Consider the following 22,410-nt stretch of genomic DNA (forward strand, 5'->3'; position numbering starts at 1 on the left):
CTCCGCGCGGCGCTGGAAGACCCGACCCGCGCCTGGCGGTGGCCGCCTAGCGCCCCCGGGCCTGGAGCGACGCCAGATAGGCGTTGTACGCGGCGAGTTCCTGATCGCCGTCGCGGTCCGCCGTACGGTCGTCACGCCGCGCCTGGCGCTGGTCGGACTTGTACCACTGGTACACCAGCGCCACCAGCACGATCACCGACGGGACCTCGCTGAACGCCCAGGCGATCCCGCCCGCCGCGTTCTGGTCGGACAGCGCGTCGATCCCCAGCGAGCCGGGCGGATGCTCGAACGTGCCGACCATGGGCGCGCTCGCCATCATCAGCGCGATCCCGAAGAACGCGTGGAACGGCATCCCCGCGAACAGCTCCAGCATCCGCATCACATAACCCGGCCGGTGCGGGCCCGGGTCCACGCCCATGATCGGCCAGAAGAAGACCAGGCCCACCGCCAGGAAGTGGACCATCATCCCGATGTGCCCGGCCTTGGAGCCCATCAGGAAGTCGAAGAGCGGGGTGAAGTACAGCCCGTACAGGCTCGCGATGAACAGCGGGATCGTGAACACCGGGTGGGTGATGAACCGCATGTAGCGGCTGTGCAGCAGTGCCACCAGCAGCTCCCGCGGCCCCTTGCGGCCGCGCCCGGCGGCCGGAAGGGCGCGCAGCGCCAGCGTCACCGGCGCGCCCAGCAGCAGGAGGATGGGGGAGACCATGCTGATGATCATGTGCTGGACCATGTGCACGCTGAACATGACCATGCCGTAGTCGTTCAGCCCGGTGCACATCGCGACCACGATCGTCAGCACGCCCGCCGTGAACGCCACCAGCCGCCCCACCGGCCAGCTGTCCCCGCGCCGCCACAGCCGGGTCGCGCCCCAGCCGTACAGCGCGAGCGCGAGCACACAGCCGACGAGGAAGAAGGGATCACCGCCGAACTCCAGTCCGCGCGACAGCGTGAACGGCGGCAGATCCATCATCATGCCGTGCCCGCCGTGATCCATTCGGTGCTCCCCTACTTGCGCCTAAACCGGCGCCGCTCTCGCGGACCTGGTTGCTCGCCGTAAGGGTTACGCAATTAATGGTCGCGGCACTCGGCTGTACCCGGTTTGTGTCGTCCCTACAGTACGCACTCCGCCTCGGTGTACCGCTCGGCGGGGACCGTCTTCAGGTGCTCCACGGCCTCCGCGAGCGGTACCAGCACGATGTCCGTACCGCGCAGCGCAGTGATCTTGCCGAACTCGCCGCGGTGCGCCGCCTCGACGGCGTGCCAGCCGAAGCGGGTGGCCAGCACCCGGTCGTACGCCGTCGGCGTGCCGCCGCGCTGCACATGGCCCAGGATCACCGGCCGGGCCTCCTTCCCCAGCCGTCCCTCCAGCTCGACGGAGAGCTGGCGGGCGATACCGGCGAACCGCTCGTGGCCGTAGACGTCCCGTTCCCCGGCGGAGTACTCCATCGTGCCCTCGCGCGGCTTGGCGCCCTCGGCGGCCACCACGATCGCGAACTTCTTGCCCGCCTCGAACCGGGCCCCGACGGTCCTGGCCAGCTCCTCGATGTCGAACGGGCGCTCGGGGACGACGATCGCGTGGGCGCCCGCCGCCATGCCCGAGTGCAGCGCGATCCAGCCGGTGTGGCGCCCCATGACCTCGACGATCAGCACCCGCTGATGCGACTCCGCGGTGGTCTTGAGCCGGTCCAGGGCCTCGGTCGCCACCCCGACCGCGGTGTCGAAACCGAAGGTCACATCGGTCGAGGCGATGTCGTTGTCGATCGTCTTCGGGACCCCGACGATCGGCAGCCCGGCGTCCGACAGCAGCCGGGCCGCCTTCAGGGTGCCCTCGCCGCCGATCGGGATGACCGCGTCCAGGCCCAGCTCCTCGACATGGCCCTTGGCCCGCTCCACGCCGTCGCGCAGATGCGCGGGCTGTACCCGGGTCGAGCCGAGGATGGTGCCGCCGAGGGCCAGGATGCCGCCCACGGCGTCCAGGTCGAGCTTGCGGTAGTCGCACTCCAGGAGGCCCTTCCAGCCGTCCTGGAAGCCGATCACCTCGTCGCCGTGGTCGACGACGGCGCGGTGGACGACGGACCTGATGACCGCGTTCAGCCCGGGGCAGTCGCCGCCGGATGTGAGCACACCGATACGCATGGCGCGTGATTCCTCTGTCTGCGAGGGGCCGACGGCCGGACCGCGCTGTCCGGCGGGACGACAGTCACCTTAACGGCGGCCGGGCGGGTCCGCTGAGGACCCGCCCGGTGGAACCGCTTCGTGGTGGCTCAGGCGGGCTGGGCGGTGGCCGCCGCGATCCGCTCGTTGCGCAGCGCCTCGTACCACTGGTCGTCGACCGGCGGCAGCCCGTTCACATCGAGCGCCAGCTTCAGCAGATGGTCCGCGATGTGCGGGTTGCGGGCCATCACCGGGCCGTGCATGTACGTGCCGAAGACGGTGTCCTTGTACGCGCCCTCGTAGCCGTCGCCCGTGCCGTTGCCGTTGCCGAACCGGACGCGCGCGAAGGGGCGCGCGGTCGGACCCAGGTGGGTGACGCCCTGGTGGTTCTCGAACCCGGTCAGCGGCGGCAGCCCCAGCGGGTCGTCGATGTCGGCCAGGACGTCCCCGACGCAGCGGTCGCCCTCGCCGCGGGTGCTGATCACGTCCAGCAGGCCCAGGCCCTGCTGGCGCTGCCCGAGGTCGTTGACGAACTCGTGGCCGAGGATCTGGTACCCGGCGCACACCGAGAACACGATCGCCCCGTTGGCGACCGCGCGGTTCAGCCCGCCGTCCCGCATCAGCCGCTCGGCGGCCAGCCGCTGCGGGCGGTCCTCACCGCCGCCGATCAGGTAGATGTCCCCGGAGGTGGGGATCTGCTGGTCGGAGCGGACGTCCAGCCGGGAGACGTCCAGCCCGCGCTGGCGCGCCCGGCGCTCCGTCACCAGGACGTTGCCCTGGTCGCCGTACGTGCTCAGCAGGTCGGGGTAGACCCAGACCAGACGCAGGCCGTTCTGGCTCGTGCTACGCATCGTCGTGTCTCCTCGTACGGGGGGTCAGTTGCCGACCCGGCGGCGCAGGTCCTGGAACGCGGTGTAGTTGGCGATCACCTCGATGCGGCCGGGCGGGGAGATCCGCACCGCCTCGTCCGCGTCGGCGCAGACCCGGAAGTCGAGCCCGGCGACCTCCAGGCGCACCGCGAGGTCCAGCTTGCGGTCGCCGATCACGCAGATCGGGTGCCCGGCGAGCCGGGTGTAGTCCACGTCCCACAGCCAGGAGGTGTCCGTGCCGTCCGCGCCGCGCGCGTTCACCGAGAGGATCACCGGGGTGGGCGGCGGGTCGATCAGCGAGAACGTCTCCAGCCACCCGGCCGGGTTCTTCGCCAGCAGCAGCCGCAGCTGGCGCTCCTGGAAGGTGACCACGTCATAGCGCCCGGCGACCGCCTGCACCTGGTACATCCGCTCCAGCGCGACCTGCGGGGGCACCCCGAAGGCCGCGGCGACGGCCGCCGAGGTGGCCGCGTTCGCCTTGTTCGCGCGGCCGGGCAGCTGGAGGTGGATCGGCCAGGCGGCGCCGTGCGGGTCCAGCACGTAATCGCCGTTCAGCGCCCAGCTGGGCACCGGGCGGCGGAAGCCGCACTCGCCGCAGACCCAGTCGTCGCCGGGGCGCTGGAGCACCCCGCCGCACGACGGGCAGGACCAGGCGTCGTCCTTCCACTCCTGGCCGGCCGCGACCCAGACCACATTGGGGCTGGAGGAGGCGGCCCAGACGATCAGCGGATCGTCCGCGTTCGCGATCACCGTGGCCTTCGTACCGGCCAGGCCCTCGCGCCACTTCTCGGCGAGCATCCGGGTCTCGGCGGCCCGGTCCAGCTGGTCGCGCGAGAGGTTGAGCAGCGCGATGGCCTTGGGCTCGGTGTCGCGGGCGACCCCGGCGAGGTACTTCTCGTCGACCTCGATCACGCCGTAGCGGGCGTCGGAGCCGCCCGCCAGGGCCGAGGTGATGCCCGCGGGCATGTTGGCCCCGAGCGCGTTGGAGACCACCGGGCCCGCGGCCCGCAGCGCCTCGGCGATCAGCCGGGTCGTCGTGGTCTTGCCGTTGGTCGCCGACACCAGGATCACGTCCAGGTGGTTCGCCAGCCTGGTCAGCAGATCGGGGTCGAGGCGCAGGGCCACCTTGCCGCCGATCACCGATCCGCTGCCGCGGCCCGCGGCCTTCGACACCGCCGCCGCGGCCCTGCCCGCCGTCACGGCCAGCTTGGCACGTGGCGACAGCGGCTCTGAGTTGCCTGCCATCGTCTCTCGATCCTCCTCGCATACCGGCGCCGCACCTGCCCCCCGAGGCACCGGTGGTACGCCCCCTCCGCGCCGAGTCGCCAGCCGGGAGGCCACGGTCGGGGATCAGCCTATCGAGATCCGGCCGGTGTCCCGAATTCCGTCGGCCCTTCCGGGGGACCGTAGGCTTGGCTGCCATGCGAAACGGCGCGATCCCGGGCAGCCGGGGGACGGTACGGCCCCTGCGGCTGCTCGGCGATGAGGCGCTGCGCGCGCCCTGCGAGGAGGTCACCGCGTTCGACGGGGCGCTCGCCCGGCTGGTCGAGGACCTGTTCGCCACGATGTACGCGGCGAGCGGGGTCGGCCTCGCCGCCAACCAGATCGGGGTGGGGCTGCGGGTCTTCGTGTACGACTGCCCGGACGACGAGGACCGGCGCCATCTGGGGCATGTGGTCAACCCGCGGCCGGTCGAGGTCGACGGGGCGACCGTACGGGGCGCCGAGGGCTGTCTGTCGCTGCCGGGCATCGAGGCGGGCACCCCGCGCTTCGACCGCGCGGTGGTGGAGGGCGTGACGGTGACCGGGGAGCCGGTGCGCGTCGAGGGCAGCGGCTTCTTCGCCCGCTGTCTCCAGCACGAGGGCGACCACCTGGACGGCGGGCTGTTCCTGGACCGGCTGGAGGGCCTGCGGCGGCGCCGGGTGCTCCGGGCGGCCCGCCGTGCCCCCTGGGCGCGCGGGCGGGCGTGAGCCCTCAGAACAGCCCCGGGGCGCCGATCCGGTCGTCCACCAGGGCCAGCCTGCCCCACAGCAGATCGGTGAGGTGGTGCACCAACCGCTCGCGTGAGCAGGGCCGTTCCCGCAGCCACCAGTCGCCGGCGGCGTGCATCATGCCGACGATCCCATGGCCCCAGATCCGGGCCACCTCCTCGCCGCCGGGGCCGAGTTCGACCCGGTCGGCGATCACCTTGGCCAGCTCGTCGCCCATGCGGCGCAGCAGCGGCGCTGAGTGGTGGCCCACGTCGAAGCCCTGCTCCTGCTCCTGCTGCTGGCCCTGGTCGGATGGGTGCATCAGGAACCGGTACACCTGGGGCCGGGCCTCTATCGCCGCCAGATAGGTGTCCAGCGTGGCCTCCACCCGCCCGCGGCGGTCGGGCGCGGGGGCGTCCAGGGCGTTGCGCAGGGAGGCGAGCAGGGCGTCGGTGTGGCGGACCGCGAGCGCCCGGTAGAGCCCTCCCTTGTCGCCGAAGTGGCGGTACAGAATGGGCTTGGTGATGCCCGCCTCGGCGGCGATCGCGTTCATCGAGGCCTCGGGGCCGTCGCGCAGCACCACCCGGTCGGCGGCTTCCAGCAGCTCCTTGCGGCGCCGTGCGGCGGCCTGCTGCTGATGGTCCTCGCGCTGGCTGGTCCCGGTCTCCATGACGTGGCCTCCCCGCCCCCTGACGTGTTCACGCGTTACATGAATGGGCTCCGCGTATCTGCGCAACGTAACACCCGGCCGGGGCAAGGTGATCGTGCGGCTGTGGAGTTGACATCGCCTACTGACCAGTAACAGACTGCTGTTACCGTAGGTAACAGCAGGCGCGGCAGGTGGAGGGGCCATGGCGGAGTTCTCGTTCGAACTCAACGATGATCAGAAGGCAGTGCGCGAGTGGATCCACGGCTTCGCCGCGGACGTCATGCGCCCCGCAGCCGCGGAATGGGACGAGCGCGAGGAAACCCCCTGGCCGATTATCCAGGAGGCGGCCAAGATCGGGCTGTACTCGCTGGACTTCTACGCCCAGCAGTACTTCGACCCCACCGGCCTCGGCATCCCCATGACCATGGAGGAGCTGTTCTGGGGGGACGCCGGGATAGCCCTGTCCATCGTCGGTACCGGCCTGGCCGCCGTCGGCGTGCTCGCCAACGGCACCGAGGAGCAGATCGGCACCTGGATCCCGCAGATGTACGGCGACGCGAACGACGTGAAGGTCGCCGCCTTCTGCTCCTCCGAGCCCGACGCGGGCTCCGACGTCTCCGCCATGCGCACCCGGGCCGTCTACGACGAGGCCAAGGACGAGTGGGTCATCGACGGCACCAAGACCTGGGCCACCAACGGCGGCATCGCGAGCGTCCACGTCGTGGTCGCCGCCGTCGACCCCGACCTCGGCTCCAAGGGCCACGCGTCCTTCATCATCCCGCCCGGCACCCCCGGCCTGTCGCAGGGGCAGAAGTTCAAGAAGCACGGCATCCGCGCCTCGCACACCGCCGAGGTGGTCCTCGACGGCGTACGGGTGCCCGGCAGCTGCCTGCTCGGCGGCAAGGAGAAGCTGGACGAGCGCCTGGCCCGCGCCCGCGAGAAGGCCACGGCGGGCGGGGAGCGGCTGAAGAACGCCGCGATGGCCACCTTCGAGGCGTCCCGCCCGGCCGTCGGCGCCATGGCGGTGGGCACCGCCCGCGCCGCGTACGAGGTCGCGCTGGACTACGCCAAGACCCGGCAGCAGTTCGGCCGCCCTGTCATCGACAACCAGGGCGTCGCCTTCCAGCTCGCCGACATGCGCACCCGGATCGACGCCTCGCGGCTGCTGGTGTGGCGGGCCTCGTGGATGGCAGTGAACGGCAAGTCCTTCGACTCGGCCGAGGGCTCGATGTCCAAGCTGTTCGCCAGCGAGACCGCCAAGACGGTCACCGCCCAGGCGGTCCAGATCCTCGGCGGCAACGGCTTCACCCGCGAGTACCCGGTCGAGCGCATGCACCGCGACGCCGCGATCTACACGATCTTCGAGGGCACCAGCGAGATCCAGCGCCTGGTCATCGCCCGCACCCTCTCCGGCGTCCCGATCCGCTGACCGGGCCCCGGCTCACCCCGCGCCGAAGCGGCGTTTGCGTCCCGCGAACGCCGCCAGCAGGCCGCGCAGTTCCTCCGCGGTGAAGTCCGGCCACAGCGTGTCCACGAAGAACAGCTCCGCGTAGGCCGCGCGCCACAGCATGAAGTTCGAGATCCGCTGCTCCCCGGACGTCCGCACCAGCATGTCGATGTCCGGGAGGTCGCCGTGCGGCAGGTGCCGGGTGAACAGCGCCTCGTCGATCAGGCCCGGGTCCAGCGCCCCGGCCGCCGAGGCCCGGGCCAGCGAGGTCGCCGCGCGGGCGATCTCCTCCCGGCCGCCGTGGTTGAAGCAGAACGCCAGCGTCATCGCGCTGTTGTCGGCCGTCTCGGCCTCGGCCCGGCGCAGGGCGGCCAGGGTGGCGCGGGGGAGGCGGGCCTCGGAGCCGAGCCAGCGCAGCCGTACGCCGCGCTCGCCGTACGCCCGGAAGACGTCGGCCAGCTGGGCGGTGAGCCGCATGAGGGCGGCCACCTCGCCGCGCGGCCGGTTCCAGTTCTCGGTGGAGAAGAAGAACAGCGACAGATGTTCGACGCCCTCCTCCAGGGCGGTGTCCACCACGCGCGGCAGCGCCAGCACCCCCGCCTCATGGCCCCGGCTGCGGGAGAGGCCGCGTGAGGAGGCCCAGCGGCCGTTGCCGTCCATGATGATGGCGAGGTGCCGGGGCGGCCCCGGGGTCTCCTCCCGCGGGCCGCTGCGCTGCCGTACGACGGCGGGCCCGCCCGCGACGGACGCCCGCAAGCGCCGCCTGACCGACGGCACCCTCCAGGCTCCGACCTCGAACACCCGCGCGTCCCTCCGCCTCGGCTTCCCCGGCGCCGTGTCTGACGACGGGGCGGGGCCGCGGGTTACCTACCCGGTGGCCGAACCCCTCGTTTGGTCGGCACGGCCGGTCCGGTCGGCACGGCTGGTCTGCGGGCCCTCGTCATGGCTTCCGCGCGACACCCCCGTGCACGTCCGTCGTCTCGATGGGCGTGTCGGACGGCCCGGGCCGCCACAGCGGACACGAGACGATACCCGGTTCGATCAGCTCCAGGCCGTCGTAGAAGCGGCTGATCTGTTCCAGGCCGCGCAGCACGTACGGGACGGCGCCGGTGTCGTCGTAGCCCTGCTGGGCCTCCTTGAGCGCCTGGTCGGTGTCGGTGCTGTCGTAGTGCACGAAGTAGCTGCCGGAGGGCAGGGCCTGCTGTAACCGGCGGACGATCGACACCGCCTCGTCGTAGTCCTGGATGTGCCCGAGGATGCCCATCAGCATCAGGGCGATGGGCTGGTCGAAGTCCAGCGTCTTCGCCGCCATCTCCAGGATCCGCTCCGGCTCGTGCAGATCGGCGTCGATGTAGTCGGTCTCGCCCTCGGGGGTACTGGTGAGCAGTGCCTGGGCGTGCCGGAGCACCAGCGGGTCGTTGTCCACGTAGACGATCCGGGCCCCGGGCGCCACCCGCTGGGCGACCTGGTGGGTGTTGTCGTAGGTGGGCAGCCCGGTGCCGACGTCCAGGAACTGGCGGATGCCGCATTCGCCCGCCACATGGGTGACGGTGCGGATCAGGTACGCACGCGAGGCGCGGGCCATGACCTCGATGTTCGGGGCGACCTCCCGGTACTGGTCACCCGCGATCCGGTCGACCTCGTAGTTGTCCTTGCCGCCCATCCAGTAGTTCCAGATCCGCGCCGAGTGCGGCACGGTGGTGTCGATCTTCGCCCATGCCTGCTGAGCGGGGCCGGGGGCGGACGAGCCGTTGGTCATCGGGACTTCTCCTGCCGTGCGTCATGCCTGTGAGAGGCTCCAACTTACCCACTGTGCGCGGGAGTTCAGCGGTTCCCGGCGTAGCGGCGGACGGGTGAGCGAATCCGTGGCAGGCGGCGGGCGAACGAGGCCGTCTCGAGCGTCACCGGAGTCTCGCCCGGGCCCGGTTCGGCGCCGCGGCCGGAACCGGGGTCCATCGGCGGTTCCTCGTCGACCGTGACCACCGGGGCGTGCTGGGCGAGGGTGCGGAAGGCGTGGTCGAAGCCGGTCAGCGCGGCGTCGATCTCCGCGAGGTCCGCCGCTCCGGCGCCGCGCGCGGCCAGCCGGTCCTCCAGTACGGCGGCGGGCGCGGTCACATGGACGAACGCCCCGTCGCCCTCGGCCACCGCCTCCGCGAAGTCGAACGCCTGGATCCAGGTGACCCGGGAGTGCCCGCGCCGCAGCGGCCCGTAGACCAGCTCGCCGACCAGCCCCGCGTCCACCGCGAGTTGCCCGTCGTGCTGGAGCAGTTCGCGGTAGGGGCGGACCGGGTCGAGGTGCGGGAGGTCGGGGGAGGCGCGGGTGACGGTGAAGCCGTGCCGCTCCGCGAGCCCGGTCAGCAGCAGGTCCCGGCGGACGCCGTCACAGCCCTCGACGATCAGTGTGCGCCGCTGTGGATACGCATGCTGGAGCTTCATCCCGTCTTCCCGTCGTTCCGGAGCGATCCGGATTGGATGGAGGGACGACACCGCCGCCCGCCACGGCGCCTTCAGTCTGCGTGGCGGGGTGGCGGGGCGGGAGTGCGCTACGGGGTTGTGCGGTTGTGCGACCGTAGTGGTTTTCGAATCATGGCCCGTGAGGGGGTGCGCCCGGCGCGTTTCCGGGGGTAACCCGGGGCATCCGCCGGACGGACTCGGGCGACGACGCGGTCCTGGGTGATACGGGCCTACGCGATGAGGAAGTCGGCCTCGCCCGCCTTGGCGGCCTCCAGGAAGGAGGCGACCTCGGAGCGGGTGTAGATCAGGGCGGGGCCACCCGGGTCGGTGGACTGACGGAGGGCCACCCGGCCGTCCGGCAGCCGCTTCGCCTCGATGCAGGTGCCTCCGTTGGTCCCGCTCCAGGGCTTTTCCCAGCCCTCCGTGCCCAGCTCCGCGGCCGGCATCCCGGTGTAGACGGGGTCTGTCATGACAGCTCCTTACGCAGTTCGGCCAGGATGGTGCTGGTGGCGCCGATCGGGTCCGCCTGGACGGCCATCCGGTCCAGAACCTCCAGATAGGCCACGACCTCCTTCGGCCGGTCCACATAGACCGCGCCGGTGAGGCTCTCGGTGTAGACGACGTCGGGCAGTTCGGAGAACCCGAAGCGGAAGTAGTGGAAGGGGCCGAAGGCCCCGGGGTGCGGTCCGGACGCGAAGCGCATGATCTGGAGCCGGACCTTGGGCATCGACAGGGTGTCGACGATGTGGTCGATCTGGTCCCGCATCACCTCGCCCGGGCCGACGGGACGGCGCAGCACGGTCTCGTCGAGGATGGCCCACATGATCGGCGCGTCCGGCTTGGTGAGCAGGCTCTGCCGCTGGAGGCGCAGGGCGATCCGGCGCTCCAGCTCCTCCTCGGTGTCGTTGGGGAAGCCGATGCGGAGCACCGCGCGGGCGTAGTCCTCCGTCTGGAGCAGCCCGGGGACGTAGTGCGGCTCATACGCACGGATGACGGTGGCCTCGCTTTCGAGGCTGACATACGCACTGAACCAGTCGGGCAGTACGTCCCGGAACTGATGCCACCAGCCGGGCTGGTTGGCCTCCCGGGCGAGGGCGAGGAAGCTTTCGATCTCGGGTCCCCGGACGCCGTAATTCCGCAGCAGTTCCTTGACGTACGGGATCTTGAGGCCGACTTCCGCCTTCTCCATCCGGCGCACCGTCAGCGGGGTCACTTCGATGGCCTGAGCTGCCTCTTCGAAGGAAACCTGGGCCCGCTCCCGCAAATGCCGCAAACGCTTGCCGAGGACCCTGCGTAAGACGGTGGGAGCGGCGCCGCTCGGCCGTGCCTCGCTCACGTCCCGCCTCCCGAAAGGGGTGTCATATGCCTGCACGGTGTGCCTGGACAGTGTGCCACGTGCCCGACGACACAGACAGAGCTATGCGGATCGTTCTGAAATTATCAGAACGATGGTTGCGGGGTGAGCGGGTCACCACGCATAGTGAGCGGGTGACCCATCTCACCCTCCACGGCGGGGGCTCCCAACCTCCTTTGTCCACAACGTCGTTGACACAGCCGCCGAGCAGTGCGGCGCCGTGCGGCGGGGATCCCGGAACCTTCCGTGGCGCATGCCGGGGAGGGTTACGGTGATGCCGGGCGCACAGCCGGGAAGCGGGCGCCAGAGCGCCCCGGCCAACGCCGCGTTGGCCTCTGCCCTCAAGGAATCCGGTTGCTCCTACGCCTCGTTGGCGCACCGGGTCAACGAACTGGGCCGCAGACAAGGACACGAGTCGAACTACGACAAGGCGTCCGTCACCCGCTGGCTCCAGGGCGGACAGCCGCGCGGCAACACGCCGGAGCTGATCGCCGCCGTGCTCTCCCACCGTCTCGGCCGGCCGCTGGCGCCCGCCGAGCTCGGCTTCATCGCCGACCGTCAGCGCCCCGTCGTCGCCAGAGCGCTGGCCTACCGGGAGGACGTAGCAGAGACCTTGCACACGCTCGCCGAACTCGGCTCCACCGATATCTCCCGCCGCAGCCTGCTGGGTGCGGTGCCCTTCGTCGCCGGAGCCCTGGTGACCCCGCAGCGCGAATGGCTGCTGTGGCTGGTCGAGAACCAGGACACCCCCCGGCTCTCGTCCGCGGCCGGTGGCGGCCGCGTCGAGCAGGTCCACGCGGCCATCAGCATGTTCGACGAGATGGACAACCGCTTCGGCGGCGGCCAGGTCCGCGCCAGCATCGTGCTCTATCTGTCGACCGAGGTCGTGCCCATGCTCCAGCAGCGCGGCGCGCCGCCGCACGAGCGGCGCCAGCTGTTCACCGCGGCCGCCAAGCTGGCCGCGATGGCGGGCTGGAGTTCCTACGACAACGCCGAATACGGCCTGGCCCAGCGCTATATGACGCAGGCGCTGCGGCTGTGCGCCGAGGGCGGCGACCGGGTGCTCGGCGGCCAGATCCTGGCCGGTCTGTCCCATCTGGCCACCAACCTCGGCCAGCCGGAGGCGGGGGTCGAGCTGGCCCGGGTCGGCGTGGCCACCGCCAAGCACGCGGGCAGCCCGCTCGGGCTGATGCGGCTGCACGCCATGGCCGCCCGCGGCCACGCCGCGCTCGACCAGCCCCGGGAGGCGTCCAAGTCGCTGCGGGCCGCCGAGGCCCAGCTGGAGACGAGCCGGGGCGCCGACCAGGAGTCGCCCTGGGTGCGCTTCCTGGACCACCACTATCTGGCGGCCGAGGCGGCGCTGTGCTTCCGCGACCTGGGGAACGCGGCGGAGGCCGAGAACTCGGCCACCGAGTCGGTGCGCGCCAACGCCGACCGGCGCCGCCGCCAGGCCATCAGCCGCTCCGTCCTCGCCACGGCCTACCTCCAGCAGAACCGGCTGGACGAGGCCATCGGCACCGCGGGCGAGGCGCTGGACACCCTCAGCGGGGTGCACAGCGAGCGCTCGATCCAGGCGTTGCGCGACTTCCGCAGCAGGCTGCGGCCCCGGCGGGGCGAGCCCATCGTGCGGGACTTCGAGCATCGCTCGCGGGCGGTGCTGGGGTCCGCGGCCTAGGTGTGCTGTCCCGTCACCAACGTGCCGGGACAGCACACCTAGGGGGTGTCCGCACAGCGGCGCGCGGCGGGCCCCCGGAGCGGGGGACCGGGGGGCTGCCGCGTACGTGGGCGCGATGGGCGCCGGGGGTGTCTCCCGATCCGGGAGGCGCCCCCGGCGTCGTTGTCCCTCCCCGGTCAGTAGCCGTTCGGGGTGGGGGCGTTCTGGGCCCGGTCCACGGGCAGATGCGCGCCGGAGACCCCGCTCGACGCGTCGGACAGCAGAAACGCCACCACCTGGGCGACCTCCAGCGGGGTGACCAGCTCACCGGAGGGGATCTCGGCCGTGAACCGGGCGTAGCGCTCGGGCTCCTCGGCGCGCATCCGGTCCCAGCGCTTGCCGGGGATGAGCATCGAGCCGGGGGAGACGGCGTTCACCCGGATGCCGTCCGGGCCCAGTTCGCGGGCGAGTGAGGCGGCGAGATGGATCTGGGCGGCCTTGGCCGCCCCGTACTGCGCCTGCGGTCCCGGCTTCCACCCGGAGATGGAGGCGACCACCACCACCGAGCCGCCGCCGCTGCGCCGCAACTGCGGCACCGCCGCCCTGATCAGCCGCGCCGCATGGCCGACGTTCAGCTCCCAGGTCGCTGACCAGTCACGGGCGTTCGCCTCCTCCAGTCCACGGCCCCGTGCGCCCCCGGCGCACGCCACGACGCCGTCCAGTCCGCCGAAACGTTCCGCCGCTGCCTGGACGAATGCCTCCAGCCGGTCCGGTGCGGTGAGGTCGAGGGCCTCGGTGTACAGCGCCCCCGGCCGTACCGCGCGCCCCTCCGCGCGCCCTGGCCCCCGCATGCGCTCCGACCGCTCCCGGTCCTGCTCCGTGCGCGGCTCCGTGCGCGACTGTGTACTCAAGGACGCCTCGAGGGCCCGCAGATCCTCGGTCGTGCGCGCACACGTGGCCACCCGTGCGCCCGCCGCGGCCAGCAGCCGCACGATCTGTTCGCCCAGGCCCCGGGTGCCCCCGGTGACCAGCACGCGCTTGCCGTCCAGCCGGAACACATCGGACGGACCGGACCCCGGCTCCGGGGCGGATTCCCCGCCGCGGTCCCCGCTCACGCCTGTCCCGCCAGGGCCGTGCGGCCCGAACCACTACGCCCGTACAACCGGACAACCCCCATGCCCTCTCGCCCACCGGTCGGTTCAACCGTTTTTCTACATGACGGTGACCGATGACGCTCCGAGCTGCCGTCGAAGGAGGAACCCATGCCGGTAACCGGCACCAACCGCGACCGAGCCGAGGCCGTCCGTGGCAGCCGGTCCAGCCGGTCCAGGAGGGTCGGACGGGGGGCGCGCACCAACCGCCACCGGCTCAGACGCAGCGCTGTCAGTCGCCAGCAAGCGCCTACCCGCGTAACCGAACATCAACCACCCCATGTGCCTGCCCATGTGCCTGTATGTCATGAGAGCCCACAGACCGACGAGGACGGACACCGTGAGCCGATCCCTCCCAGGACTGCCGCAGCGGCCGGCACCGGCCGATGACGAGGACCTGGGGCGCGACCGCCCTGCCCTCGCGGTGTCCGTCAACCGCCACCGCATCCGGATCACCGGGCCCGAACCGCGCGGGGAGGGGCCGATGAGCGCCCTCGTCGCCCGGCGGCTCTTCCGGGCCGAGTTCCCCGCCCTTCCCGACCGTGCCGTCGCCGTGCGGCGCATGGTCACCGGCCATCTGAACGACTGGCGGCTCGGCGCGCTCGTGGACGGCGCCGTCCTCGCCACCAACGAATTGTTCGCCAACGCGGTCGAGCACGGCAGCTCGGGACCCGCCGACACCGTGACCATCACCGTCTCCCTCGAAGTCTCCGTCGGACGACTGGGTTATGAACTGCGCGTCGAGGTGGCCGACGGCTCGCCCGTCATCCCCATCTTCCGCAGCGCCTCGCCGACCGAGGAGTCCGGCCGCGGCCTCGCCATCGTCGACTGCCTCGCCAGCGACTGGGGGACCGAGCCGCCGGAACCGGGCGGCGAGGGCAAGAAGGTGTGGTTCACCCTGCCGCTCGAGCGCGCCTCATGAGCCCTGTGGGCGGCACCGTGGAGACCGACGCCGCCGACTGGCTGCTGTCCGCCAGCGACGACCCCGGGCGGGTACGGCTCCAGTGGGCCAGTGGCGACGGCCTCGCCGATCTGCCGGTGGGCACCGTCTTCGACCTGGTCCGCATGGCCGACGACATCGGTACGGCGGTGATCCAGGCCCTCCAGCGGCGCGACGCGGCGACGGGGCCCATGATGCTGGCGACCTCCAGCCATGTGCTGACCTTCCTCGTCCCGCCCGGGGCCGCCGCCGAGTGGAAGCGCTGGCTGGCCGGGACCCCGTACGCCCGCCGCCGCACGGTCGCGGCGGCCGGGGCGGGCCGGGTGCTGCGCTGCCCCCGCCCGGGGTGCGTACGGCGCGGCCACGTCTGGCTGACCCGCCCCGGGGGCTGCCTCACCGACAGCCGTACGCTGCGGGCCGCCCTGGAGGAGGCGGCGGAGCGCTGAGGGGCCCGACCCCCACCCCGCCGTATCCGTGCAGGTGGGGACGTAGCATCGTGTCCTGGCATGGACACCATCGCCCTCTGGGAACTGGCCGCGCTCGCCGGTGCGGCCCTGCTCGTCGGCTTCTCGAAGACGGCCGTCAGCGGGGCCAACACGGTCAGCCTCGCCGTCTTCGCGGCCGTACTGCCCGCCCGTGAGTCGACGGGCGTACTGCTGCCGCTGCTCATCGTCGGCGATGTGCTCGCCGTCCTCACCTACCGGCGGCACGCCCACTGGGCCACCCTGTGGCGGCTGCTTCCCGCGGTCGCAGTCGGCGTGGTGGCGGGCTGGGTGTTCATGCTGTGGGCCGACGACGCGGCGGTGCGCGTGTCGATCGGCGCGATCCTGCTGTTCATGGCCGCCGTCACGGTGTGGCGGCGGCGGATGGCGGCGGACGCGGCGGCGGCCGACCGCCCGGCCGGGAGCGCCGGGGGCCGGGCCAAGGCCGGTTCGTACGGGGCGCTCGGCGGGTTCACCACCATGGTCGCCAACGCGGGCGGCCCGGTGATGTCCCTCTACCTCATCTCCTCCGGCTTCCAGAAGCTCGGCTTCCTGGGCACCTCGGCCTGGTTCTTCTTCATCGTGAACGTGTGCAAGGTGCCCTTCAGTGTCGGGCTCGGCCTCATCGACGGCCACTCCCTGCTGCTGGACGCGGGTCTCGCCCTGTTCGTGATACCCGGCGCCTTCCTCGGCAAGCTGTGCGTCGACCGCATCGACCAGCTGCTCTTCGAGCGGCTGGTGCTCGCGGCGACCGTGCTGGGCGGCCTCCAGCTGCTGCTGCGCTGACCGGCCACCCGCGGACAGCGACGCACTGCCGCGGGACCAAAGAGAGCGATAGCGTACGGAACGAGATGGATCGCGTCACCAGCGCTCCAATCGAACAAGGGGGTTGTTCTCGTATGAAATCGCCCAGACTCAGCGGCTTACGCGGAACGTTCGCCGTCCTCATCGCCGCGTTCGCCCTCGCCCTCGGGCTGGCCGCCCAGACCGGCACGGCCCGGGCGGACGACGGACCGGGCCTGACCGGCCTGAGTTTCACGTCGGTCAACAGCGGCCGCAACCTGGACGTGCAGAACGGCAACACCGGGGACGGTGTCTTCCTCGTCACCAACTCCGCGCCGGGCCACCACCAGAAGTGGAGCGCCCGCACACAGGCCGACGGGTCGTTCACCCTCGTCAACGACGACACGGGCAAGTGCGTCGAAGCCGGCTACCCGCTCAGGCAGCAGTCCTGTTCCGCATCCTCCGGCCAGCGCTGGTACTTCCAGCCCGTGAGCGGCGGCAGCGACACGTTCATGATCCGGAACGCCGGTGACAACAAGTGCGTCGACGTCGTCCTGGGTGCCCAGTACGACGACGCGTGGACCCAGACCTACGGCTGCAACGGCAGCAAGGCGCAGCAGTGGAAGATCCCCTCGTCGGCGACCGGCGCCGCGTTCGAGGCCGCCGTGGCCCATGCGTCGAAGCGCTGCCAGAAGGACGCGGCGACCTGCTCGTGGGCGAAGGGATCCCAGTCCCCGGCCGAGCCGCTGCCGAAGCAGTGCGTCTCGCCCGTCTGGTACAACGGCACCGAGGCGGCGGTCCCGTGGACGTTCTCGCTGAAGACCACCACCGGCTGGTCGAGCAAGCTCGGTGTGTCCTTCACCTCGGGGGCCGGTACGGGAAGCGCGAGCCCTGTTCAGGCCAGCGTCAGCCTCACCATCTCCGGCGAGGTCAGCTACAGCCTGAGCGAGGAGCTCGGCAACAGCCTGACGATCAGCGTGCCGTCACATCAGTACGGATGGGTGGCGCTGTCGGAGCTGGCGACGAAGGTGACCGGTGAATGGACCTTCGACGCGAACGGTTTCCCGTGGAAGGCGCAGGACACCGTCACGGTTCCGCTGCGGAGTGACGACCAGGGCCGGGCCAGCATCTATCTGGCGCAGACCAGCCCGGACTTCACGTCCTGCACCAGCTGAATCAGAAGGTGGGTCCGCACGACCGTGCGGACCCACCCTTACGTCCAGGCCGCCCGGTGGGCCGTGGTGAAGTCCCGGAACGACCGTGGCTCGCGGCCCGTGATCCGGCGGACCGTGCCCGTCGTACGGTCCTCGGCGCCGCCCCGGATGTCCTCGTCCAGGCCCGCCAGCACCGCCGCGAACTCGCCCGGTATCCCCGCGTCCGTCAGCCGCTCCCGCAACGCAGCGGCCGTCACCGTCACATGGCCGACCCGGCGCCCGGAGACCTCGGCCACGATGCGCGCCGCGTCGGCGTAGCGGAGCGCCTCCGGGCCGGTGATGACGTGGTCCGTGTTGTGCGGGCGGTCGTCCAGCAGGGCCCGGACGGCGACGGCGGCGATGTCGTCCGCGTCGACGAAGGCCACCCGGCCGTCGCCGGTGGCGGTGACGATCCAGCCGTCGCCGCGGATGGCATCGGCCACCGCGTGGTCGCCGGTGAAGTTCTGCATGAACCACGACGGCCGCAGCACCGCCCACTCGGGCACGGTGTCCCGTACGAGCCGGTGCAGCGCGCCGAGACCCGGAGCGTCGGCGGGGACCGCGGAGGAGCTGAGCAGCACCACCCGCCGTACGCCCAGGTCGAGCGCGGCGGCCAGGAACGGTTCGACCACGGGCACCGGGTCGGCTTCGCCGACGGGTGCGACCAGATAGATCCGCTCCACCCCGGTCAGCGCGGCGGCATGGGTGGCCGGGTCGTACCAGTCGAAGCGCACCCCCTCCGCGCCCGCGTCCGGTGCGGGCCGCCGGGCGGCCGCCCGCACCGCCGCGCCCTGCTCCCGCAGGAGCCGTACGACGCGCGAGCCGGTGTTCCCGGTCGCGCCGGTCACCAGCACGGTGGGCTCGGGCGTGGGCTCAGCCATGGGTCCGGCCTCCCTCGGCGGCGAAGGTCAGCCCGTCGCTGAGCATCAGCGGATTCCAGTAGTCCCGGTACGAGGCGATCTCGCCGTCCCGGACGGTGATGACGGCCACGTAGTCGATCCGGAGCGGCCGGCCGGTGGGGACGGCGACGGCGTCCACCGAGAACTCCACGATCAGCACGTCCGGCTCCGCGGTCCGGTGGACCACCTCATGGGCGACGGCCCGCAGATCGATGTGGTCGGTGTAGTCGCGCACGTACTCCCGCACCGCCTCGCGACCCTCCAGCCTGCGCGGCCGGCCGGGCGGGGCGAAAGGGAACTCCATGGTGCCGTCCTCGGCCCACAGATCCGCGAATCCCCGCATGTCGTGGGCGAGCAGGAGCGCCTTCGCCCGCTCGTACACCCTGACGTGTTCGTCCATGACGTTTTCCCTTCGTTGAACGGACGGGACGGTACCGTCCCGTCCATCATCTAAACAGAACGGTACCGTCCCGTCCATCTGCTAGGGTCGGCCCATGCCGGACCCCTCACGCCCCACCCCGTCCACCCGGCGCGCCCCGAGCGGCGCCGCCACGCTGCGCCCGCACAAGACCGAGGCCATCCGCACGGCCGTGCTCGACGAACTCGCCGAACACGGCTACGGGCGGCTGTCGATGGAGGCGGTCGCCAAGCGGGCCGGGGTCGGCAAGAGCGCGCTGTACCGGCGGTGGGCCTCCAAGCAGCAGATGGTCACCGCCGTCGCCTCCGAGCTGAGCGTGGCGATGGTCGACCTGCCCGACTCCGGATCGCTGCGCGGCGATGTGCTCGCCGCTCTGCGGGCGGTCGCCGACTGGCTGACCCATCCGCGGTTCAGCCGGATCATCCCGGACCTGATCGCCGAGGCGCGCCGGGACGAGGCGCTGGCACAGGCGCTCGCCGACACCATCGGCGGCCCGCGCCGCGCCCGCGCGGTCGCGCTGCTGGACCGCGCGATCGAGCGCGGCGAGCTGCCGCCGGACACGGACCGCGAGCTGGCGCTCGATCTGCTCGCCGCGCCCGTCTACTGGCGCATCGCGGTGCGGGGCGTGCCGCCGGAGCCCGGCTATCTGGAGCGCACCGCCGACCTCGTCGTGCACGCCCTGTCGGCCCGCCCCACGGCCGGGGGGTAGCGCCGCCCCCGAACCCGGATGGGCCCGGAAAACAGGCCGGGTCGGGAATCACCGCCGCATCATCCTGAGGAGGGCGATCCGTCGCCCGCGGGGCGGCCGCGCCGCGCACTGGCCGAACTGCGACCCGAGGAGCGCCCCATGCCCACTGGTCTCTCCGTGCACATAGGGCTCAACCAGGTCGATCCCGTGGCGTACGACGGCTGGAACGGCGAGCTGAACGCCTGCGAGCAGGACGCGGCCGCCATGGCCCGGCTCGCCCGTACCGCCGGATTCGAGGTCATCGGCCCGCTGCTGACCGGCGGCGCCACCGCCGGAGCGGTCACCTCCGCGCTGGAGACCGCGGCTGGGCGGCTGGCCGAGGGCGACATCCTCTTCCTCACCTACTCCGGCCACGGCGGCCAGGTGCCCGACCTCAACCACGAGGAGCCCGGCGACCGGCTGGACGCGACCTGGGCGTTGTACGACCGTCAGCTCGTCGACGACGAGCTGTTCGAGCTGTTCGGCAAGTTCGCCAGGGGCGTCCGCATCTGCGTGCTGACCGACAGCTGCCACAGCGGTACGGTCGCCCGGCGGCTGCCCGAGGTGCTCAGCGCGGCCGAACTCGCCCGCCGCTTCGCCAGCGACGAACCCCGCGAGGTCGGCAGGCGGCTGCGGGCCATGCCCGAGCCCGTGCAGTCCGCCGTCTACGCGCGCGACCGCGACCTCTACGACCGGATCCAGAAGTCCTGCACCGCCAAGGACCTGATGACGATCGAGGCCGGGGTGCTGCACATCTCCGGCTGCCAGGACAACCAGACCTCCGCCGACGGCACGGTCAACGGGCTGTTCACCGGCACCCTGCTGGAGGTCTGGCGGGGCGGCGCGTTCCCGGGCAGCTACCGCGCGCTGCACCGGGAGATCGTGCGGCGGATGCCCCCGGACCAGACCCCCCATCTGGTCATGGCCGGGGCCGAGTGCCCCGCCTTCGCCCGGCAGCGCCCGTTCACCATCTGACCGTGACCGCATCCCCCATCGGTGGTGCGGCGGTGCCCCGGGCGAGGTATGACAGAGGGAGGGCACGGCGAGCCGGTGAGGTGCCGGTATGACGACGCATGACCGTCTTGACCAGGACAGCGAGCAGGGCAGCGAGCACGACAGCGAGGCGGACCGGACGGACGAGGACGGCCTGACCACCGTCGCGGGCGGGGTGCTCGACCTCCTGCGGGTCGCCGCTGTGGTGCTGGACGCCGAGGGGCGCATCACCCTGTGGAGCCCCGAGGCGGAGCTGCTGTTCGGCTTTTCCGCGGCCGAGGCCCTGGGACGCCGGGCGGACCAGCTGCTCGTCCGTCCGGGGGACCGGCGCGCGGCCGTCGACCTGTTCGCCCGGGTCCGGGCGGGCGACACCTGGGCGGGCGTCTTCCCCGTACGGCGCAGGGACGGCACCACCGTGCGCGTCGAGTTCCACACCATGGGACTGCACGACGCGCGCGGTGACGCGTACGCCCTCGGTCTGGCCGCCGCCGAGGAGACCGTGCGGCGGGTCGAGACCGATCTCGCCGTATCGGGGCTGCTGATCGAGCAGTCGCCGGTCGGCCTCGCGGTCTTCGACACCGAGCTGCGGTGGCTGCGCGCCAACCCCTCGCTCCAGTCCATGAACGGCATGCCCGAACCCCTGGTGCGCGGGCGCCGGATCAGCGAGATGCTGCCCGGGCTCGACACCGAGGCCATCGAGAACGCCATGCGGCGCGTGCTGGCCACCGGGGAGCCGATCCTGGACCAGCAGACCATCGGCCGCACCCCCGCCGACCCCGACCATGAGCACGCCTGGTCGGAGTCGTACTACCGGCTGGAGGACGCCGGGGGCCGGGTCCTGGGCATCGCCGTCTCCGTCATCGACGTGTCCGCGCGCCACCGGGCGGCCAGCGAGGTCGCCGAGGCGCGCGAGCGGCTGGCCGTCGTCGCCGACGCGGGCGTCCGCATCGGCACCACCCTGGACCTGCGGCAGACCGCCCAGGAACTCGCCGATGTGTCGGTGCCCCGGCTCGCCGACCTCGCCGCCGTCGACGTCCTCGACGCGGTGGTGCACCGCGAACCCGTGGCCCGGGTACGCAGCGACGGCTCGGCCCGCTTCCGGGCGCTCGCCGTCGCCGCCGGCTATCCCACCGAGGCCGTCCACGCCGCCGACCCGGTCGGCGAGATCGCCCGCTACGGGCCCAACCGCCTGATCGCCCGGTGTGTGCGCGACGGCGCGCCGATCCTGGTGCCGCGCACCTCCGAGCAGGACATACGCCGTATCGCACGCGACGACGAGGCAGCCGAGGTGCTGCGGCGCGAGGGCGTCCACTCCTACATCGCGGCCCCGCTCATCGCCCGCGGCAGCGTGCTCGGCACCCTCAGCCTGCACCGCACGGTCAACCCCAAGCCGTTCGACGAGGACGACCTCACCCTCGCCTGTGAGCTGGCCATCCGCGCCGCCCTGGCCATCGACAACGCCCGGCTGTACGGGCGGGAGCGCGACGCCGCGCTCACCCTCCAGCGCAGCCTGCTGTCCCTGCCGCCACGCGACCTCGACGGCCTGGAGACCGCCTCCCGCTATCTGCCCGCGGTCAGCGCCGCGGGCGGCGACTGGTTCGATGTGCTGCCGCTGAAGGACGGCCGGGTCGGCCTGGTCGTCGGGGACGTCATGGGCAAGGGCATCCACGCCGCCGCGATCATGGGCCAGCTGCGCACCGCGACCCGCGCCTTCTCCAAGCTCGACATGGAGCCCGTCGAGCTGCTGCGCCACCTGGACGAGATCACCCGGACCCTGGGCGATTCCATCGCCACCTGCCTGTACGCGGTCTGCGACCCCCGCACCGGGCACTGCCGGCTGTCCACCGCGGGCCATCTGCCGCCGGTCCTGGTCCACCCGGGCGGCGACGCCGAGCTGATCGACGCCCCCAGCGGCGCCCCGCTGGGGGTCGGCGGCGTCCCGTTCGCGGCGGTCGACTGCCGACTGGCCGAGGGCGCGGTGCTGGCCCTGTTCACCGACGGCCTGGTGGAGAAGCGGCACGAGTCGCTGGACGTCGGGCTGCGCACCCTGGTCGACCTGCTGAGCCGCCACCACCACGGCCCGCTGGACCGGATCTGCGACCAGGTGCTGGCGGCGCTGCACGGGGCGCCGGACGACGATGTGGCGCTGCTGCTGGCGCGGCTGTCGGGGGGCTCGCCCTCGTCCCCGGGCTCCTCGGCCTCGCCCTCCGGCGGGGGAGATGGTTACGGTGGATAGTCCGTATATGACCGCAAATGCCGCATTGGGTGGT

General features: G+C 72.2%; 23 protein-coding genes. 10 read left to right on the plus strand and 13 right to left on the minus strand.

All coding sequences use genetic code 11. The annotated features are described in order from the left end of the window. Window positions 1–46: 46 nt before the first annotated feature. The 4 genes from ACH4TL_RS18535 to ACH4TL_RS18550 all read right to left on the minus strand — a co-directional run bounded on the left by ACH4TL_RS18535 (window position 47) and on the right by ACH4TL_RS18550 (window position 4,271). Window positions 47–997 (minus strand): cytochrome c oxidase assembly protein, encoded by a 951-nt coding sequence (locus ACH4TL_RS18535; protein ID WP_398315299.1) that lies wholly within the window; start codon window positions 995–997, stop codon window positions 47–49. Window positions 998–1,113: 116 nt separating this feature from the next. Further along, window positions 1,114–2,139 (minus strand): 6-phosphofructokinase, encoded by a 1,026-nt coding sequence (locus ACH4TL_RS18540; RefSeq protein WP_398315301.1) that lies wholly within the window; start codon window positions 2,137–2,139, stop codon window positions 1,114–1,116. 128 nt (window positions 2,140–2,267) lie between these two features. Continuing rightward, a complete protein-coding gene (locus ACH4TL_RS18545; protein ID WP_398315303.1) occupies window positions 2,268–3,008 on the minus strand; it encodes a type 1 glutamine amidotransferase in 741 nt (246 codons plus the stop codon). Between the two features lie 24 nt (window positions 3,009–3,032). Continuing rightward, the gene (locus ACH4TL_RS18550) at window positions 3,033–4,271 is read right to left on the minus strand and encodes a MurT ligase domain-containing protein (RefSeq protein WP_398315305.1); all 1,239 of its coding nucleotides are present in this window, start codon (window positions 4,269–4,271) and stop codon (window positions 3,033–3,035) included. Between the two features lie 176 nt (window positions 4,272–4,447). On the opposite strand from ACH4TL_RS18550, the gene def reads away from it, so the two are divergent. Continuing rightward, window positions 4,448–4,996, plus strand: a complete 549-nt coding sequence (def, locus tag ACH4TL_RS18555; protein ID WP_398315307.1) for a peptide deformylase — start codon at window positions 4,448–4,450, stop codon at window positions 4,994–4,996. Window positions 4,997–5,000: 4 nt separating this feature from the next. On the opposite strand, the gene ACH4TL_RS18560 is transcribed toward def, so the two are convergent. Beyond that, a complete protein-coding gene (locus tag ACH4TL_RS18560) occupies window positions 5,001–5,666 on the minus strand; it encodes a TetR family transcriptional regulator (protein ID WP_398315310.1) in 666 nt (221 codons plus the stop codon). A 181-nt stretch (window positions 5,667–5,847) separates the two neighbouring features. Here ACH4TL_RS18560 and ACH4TL_RS18565 point away from each other — a divergent pair, with 181 nt between their 5' ends. Beyond that, entirely contained in the window at window positions 5,848–7,074 is a 1,227-nt protein-coding gene (locus ACH4TL_RS18565; protein ID WP_398315312.1) for an acyl-CoA dehydrogenase family protein, read from the plus strand. A 12-nt stretch (window positions 7,075–7,086) separates the two neighbouring features. Here the strand turns inward: ACH4TL_RS18565 and uppS are convergent, their stop codons facing one another. The 5 genes from uppS to ACH4TL_RS18590 form a co-directional block, all read right to left on the minus strand. Beyond that, window positions 7,087–7,893, minus strand: a complete 807-nt coding sequence (gene uppS / locus ACH4TL_RS18570) for a polyprenyl diphosphate synthase (RefSeq protein WP_398315314.1) — start codon at window positions 7,891–7,893, stop codon at window positions 7,087–7,089. 139 nt (window positions 7,894–8,032) lie between these two features. After that, window positions 8,033–8,851, minus strand: a complete 819-nt coding sequence (locus ACH4TL_RS18575; protein ID WP_398315316.1) for an SAM-dependent methyltransferase — start codon at window positions 8,849–8,851, stop codon at window positions 8,033–8,035. A 65-nt stretch (window positions 8,852–8,916) separates the two neighbouring features. Next, window positions 8,917–9,528 (minus strand): hypothetical protein, encoded by a 612-nt coding sequence (locus tag ACH4TL_RS18580; protein ID WP_398315318.1) that lies wholly within the window; start codon window positions 9,526–9,528, stop codon window positions 8,917–8,919. A gap of 248 nt (window positions 9,529–9,776) precedes the next feature. Further along, a complete protein-coding gene (locus ACH4TL_RS18585) occupies window positions 9,777–10,016 on the minus strand; it encodes a DUF397 domain-containing protein (RefSeq protein ID WP_398315320.1) in 240 nt (79 codons plus the stop codon). Next, window positions 10,013–10,882 (minus strand): helix-turn-helix domain-containing protein, encoded by an 870-nt coding sequence (locus ACH4TL_RS18590; RefSeq protein WP_398315322.1) that lies wholly within the window; start codon window positions 10,880–10,882, stop codon window positions 10,013–10,015. Before ACH4TL_RS18590 ends, ACH4TL_RS18585 begins: the two co-directional genes overlap by 4 nt. Before the next feature lie 292 nt (window positions 10,883–11,174). On the opposite strand from ACH4TL_RS18590, the gene ACH4TL_RS18595 reads away from it, so the two are divergent. Further along, a complete protein-coding gene (locus ACH4TL_RS18595; protein WP_398315324.1) occupies window positions 11,175–12,575 on the plus strand; it encodes a hypothetical protein in 1,401 nt (466 codons plus the stop codon). Between the two features lie 176 nt (window positions 12,576–12,751). Here the strand turns inward: ACH4TL_RS18595 and ACH4TL_RS18600 are convergent, their stop codons facing one another. Next, window positions 12,752–13,669 (minus strand): SDR family NAD(P)-dependent oxidoreductase, encoded by a 918-nt coding sequence (locus tag ACH4TL_RS18600; protein WP_398315326.1) that lies wholly within the window; start codon window positions 13,667–13,669, stop codon window positions 12,752–12,754. 376 nt (window positions 13,670–14,045) lie between these two features. Between ACH4TL_RS18600 and ACH4TL_RS18605 the strand changes: the two genes are divergently transcribed. From ACH4TL_RS18605 to ACH4TL_RS18620, 4 genes are all read left to right on the plus strand, one after another. Further along, window positions 14,046–14,627 (plus strand): ATP-binding protein, encoded by a 582-nt coding sequence (locus ACH4TL_RS18605; RefSeq protein ID WP_398315328.1) that lies wholly within the window; start codon window positions 14,046–14,048, stop codon window positions 14,625–14,627. After that, a complete protein-coding gene (locus ACH4TL_RS18610; protein WP_398315330.1) occupies window positions 14,624–15,091 on the plus strand; it encodes a hypothetical protein in 468 nt (155 codons plus the stop codon). Before ACH4TL_RS18605 ends, ACH4TL_RS18610 begins: the two co-directional genes overlap by 4 nt. Before the next feature lie 60 nt (window positions 15,092–15,151). After that, window positions 15,152–15,913 (plus strand): sulfite exporter TauE/SafE family protein, encoded by a 762-nt coding sequence (locus tag ACH4TL_RS18615; protein ID WP_398315332.1) that lies wholly within the window; start codon window positions 15,152–15,154, stop codon window positions 15,911–15,913. 113 nt (window positions 15,914–16,026) lie between these two features. Further along, window positions 16,027–17,085 carry an RICIN domain-containing protein gene (locus ACH4TL_RS18620; RefSeq protein ID WP_398315334.1) on the plus strand — a complete coding sequence of 353 codons (1,059 nt, stop codon included), beginning with the start codon at window positions 16,027–16,029 and terminating at the stop codon, window positions 17,083–17,085. A gap of 38 nt (window positions 17,086–17,123) precedes the next feature. On the opposite strand, the gene ACH4TL_RS18625 is transcribed toward ACH4TL_RS18620, so the two are convergent. Continuing rightward, on the minus strand, window positions 17,124–17,984 hold the full coding sequence (locus tag ACH4TL_RS18625; protein WP_398315336.1) for an NmrA family NAD(P)-binding protein: 861 nt from the start codon (window positions 17,982–17,984) through the stop codon (window positions 17,124–17,126). Beyond that, window positions 17,977–18,402 carry a nuclear transport factor 2 family protein gene (locus ACH4TL_RS18630; RefSeq protein ID WP_398315338.1) on the minus strand — a complete coding sequence of 142 codons (426 nt, stop codon included), beginning with the start codon at window positions 18,400–18,402 and terminating at the stop codon, window positions 17,977–17,979. The genes ACH4TL_RS18625 and ACH4TL_RS18630 overlap by 8 nt, the downstream gene beginning before the upstream one ends. Window positions 18,403–18,496: 94 nt before the next feature. On the opposite strand from ACH4TL_RS18630, the gene ACH4TL_RS18635 reads away from it, so the two are divergent. The 3 genes from ACH4TL_RS18635 to ACH4TL_RS18645 all read left to right on the plus strand — a co-directional run bounded on the left by ACH4TL_RS18635 (window position 18,497) and on the right by ACH4TL_RS18645 (window position 22,376). Then, a complete protein-coding gene (locus ACH4TL_RS18635; RefSeq protein WP_398315340.1) occupies window positions 18,497–19,129 on the plus strand; it encodes a TetR/AcrR family transcriptional regulator in 633 nt (210 codons plus the stop codon). 138 nt (window positions 19,130–19,267) lie between these two features. Continuing rightward, window positions 19,268–20,122 carry a caspase family protein gene (locus ACH4TL_RS18640; protein ID WP_398315343.1) on the plus strand — a complete coding sequence of 285 codons (855 nt, stop codon included), beginning with the start codon at window positions 19,268–19,270 and terminating at the stop codon, window positions 20,120–20,122. Between the two features lie 88 nt (window positions 20,123–20,210). Further along, window positions 20,211–22,376: a SpoIIE family protein phosphatase gene (locus tag ACH4TL_RS18645; protein ID WP_398315345.1), complete on the plus strand. Its 2,166-nt coding sequence runs from the start codon at window positions 20,211–20,213 to the stop codon at window positions 22,374–22,376. Window positions 22,377–22,410 lie beyond the last annotated feature (34 nt).

Source organism: Streptomyces sp. NPDC021115 (assembly GCF_044333065.1).
Taxonomy (GTDB): domain Bacteria; phylum Actinomycetota; class Actinomycetes; order Streptomycetales; family Streptomycetaceae; genus Streptomyces.

What these genes read in the sequence shown, in the direction of transcription:
- ACH4TL_RS18535 (WP_398315299.1), bottom strand. Translation starts at nt 997, where the DNA reads ATGGATCACGGCGGGCACGGCATGATGATGGATCTGCCGCCGTTCACG.
- ACH4TL_RS18540 (WP_398315301.1), bottom strand. Translation starts at nt 2,139, where the DNA reads ATGCGTATCGGTGTGCTCACATCCGGCGGCGACTGCCCCGGGCTGAAC.
- ACH4TL_RS18545 (WP_398315303.1), bottom strand. Translation starts at nt 3,008, where the DNA reads ATGCGTAGCACGAGCCAGAACGGCCTGCGTCTGGTCTGGGTCTACCCC.
- ACH4TL_RS18550 (WP_398315305.1), bottom strand. Translation starts at nt 4,271, where the DNA reads ATGGCAGGCAACTCAGAGCCGCTGTCGCCACGTGCCAAGCTGGCCGTG.
- def (WP_398315307.1), top strand. Translation starts at nt 4,448, where the DNA reads ATGCGAAACGGCGCGATCCCGGGCAGCCGGGGGACGGTACGGCCCCTG.
- ACH4TL_RS18560 (WP_398315310.1), bottom strand. Translation starts at nt 5,666, where the DNA reads ATGGAGACCGGGACCAGCCAGCGCGAGGACCATCAGCAGCAGGCCGCC.
- ACH4TL_RS18565 (WP_398315312.1), top strand. Translation starts at nt 5,848, where the DNA reads ATGGCGGAGTTCTCGTTCGAACTCAACGATGATCAGAAGGCAGTGCGC.
- ACH4TL_RS18575 (WP_398315316.1), bottom strand. Translation starts at nt 8,851, where the DNA reads ATGACCAACGGCTCGTCCGCCCCCGGCCCCGCTCAGCAGGCATGGGCG.
- ACH4TL_RS18580 (WP_398315318.1), bottom strand. Translation starts at nt 9,528, where the DNA reads ATGAAGCTCCAGCATGCGTATCCACAGCGGCGCACACTGATCGTCGAG.
- ACH4TL_RS18585 (WP_398315320.1), bottom strand. Translation starts at nt 10,016, where the DNA reads ATGACAGACCCCGTCTACACCGGGATGCCGGCCGCGGAGCTGGGCACG.
- ACH4TL_RS18595 (WP_398315324.1), top strand. Translation starts at nt 11,175, where the DNA reads ATGCCGGGCGCACAGCCGGGAAGCGGGCGCCAGAGCGCCCCGGCCAAC.
- ACH4TL_RS18610 (WP_398315330.1), top strand. Translation starts at nt 14,624, where the DNA reads ATGAGCCCTGTGGGCGGCACCGTGGAGACCGACGCCGCCGACTGGCTG.
- ACH4TL_RS18615 (WP_398315332.1), top strand. Translation starts at nt 15,152, where the DNA reads ATGGACACCATCGCCCTCTGGGAACTGGCCGCGCTCGCCGGTGCGGCC.
- ACH4TL_RS18620 (WP_398315334.1), top strand. Translation starts at nt 16,027, where the DNA reads ATGAAATCGCCCAGACTCAGCGGCTTACGCGGAACGTTCGCCGTCCTC.
- ACH4TL_RS18625 (WP_398315336.1), bottom strand. Translation starts at nt 17,984, where the DNA reads ATGGCTGAGCCCACGCCCGAGCCCACCGTGCTGGTGACCGGCGCGACC.
- ACH4TL_RS18630 (WP_398315338.1), bottom strand. Translation starts at nt 18,402, where the DNA reads ATGGACGAACACGTCAGGGTGTACGAGCGGGCGAAGGCGCTCCTGCTC.
- ACH4TL_RS18635 (WP_398315340.1), top strand. Translation starts at nt 18,497, where the DNA reads ATGCCGGACCCCTCACGCCCCACCCCGTCCACCCGGCGCGCCCCGAGC.
- ACH4TL_RS18640 (WP_398315343.1), top strand. Translation starts at nt 19,268, where the DNA reads ATGCCCACTGGTCTCTCCGTGCACATAGGGCTCAACCAGGTCGATCCC.
- ACH4TL_RS18645 (WP_398315345.1), top strand. Translation starts at nt 20,211, where the DNA reads ATGACGACGCATGACCGTCTTGACCAGGACAGCGAGCAGGGCAGCGAG.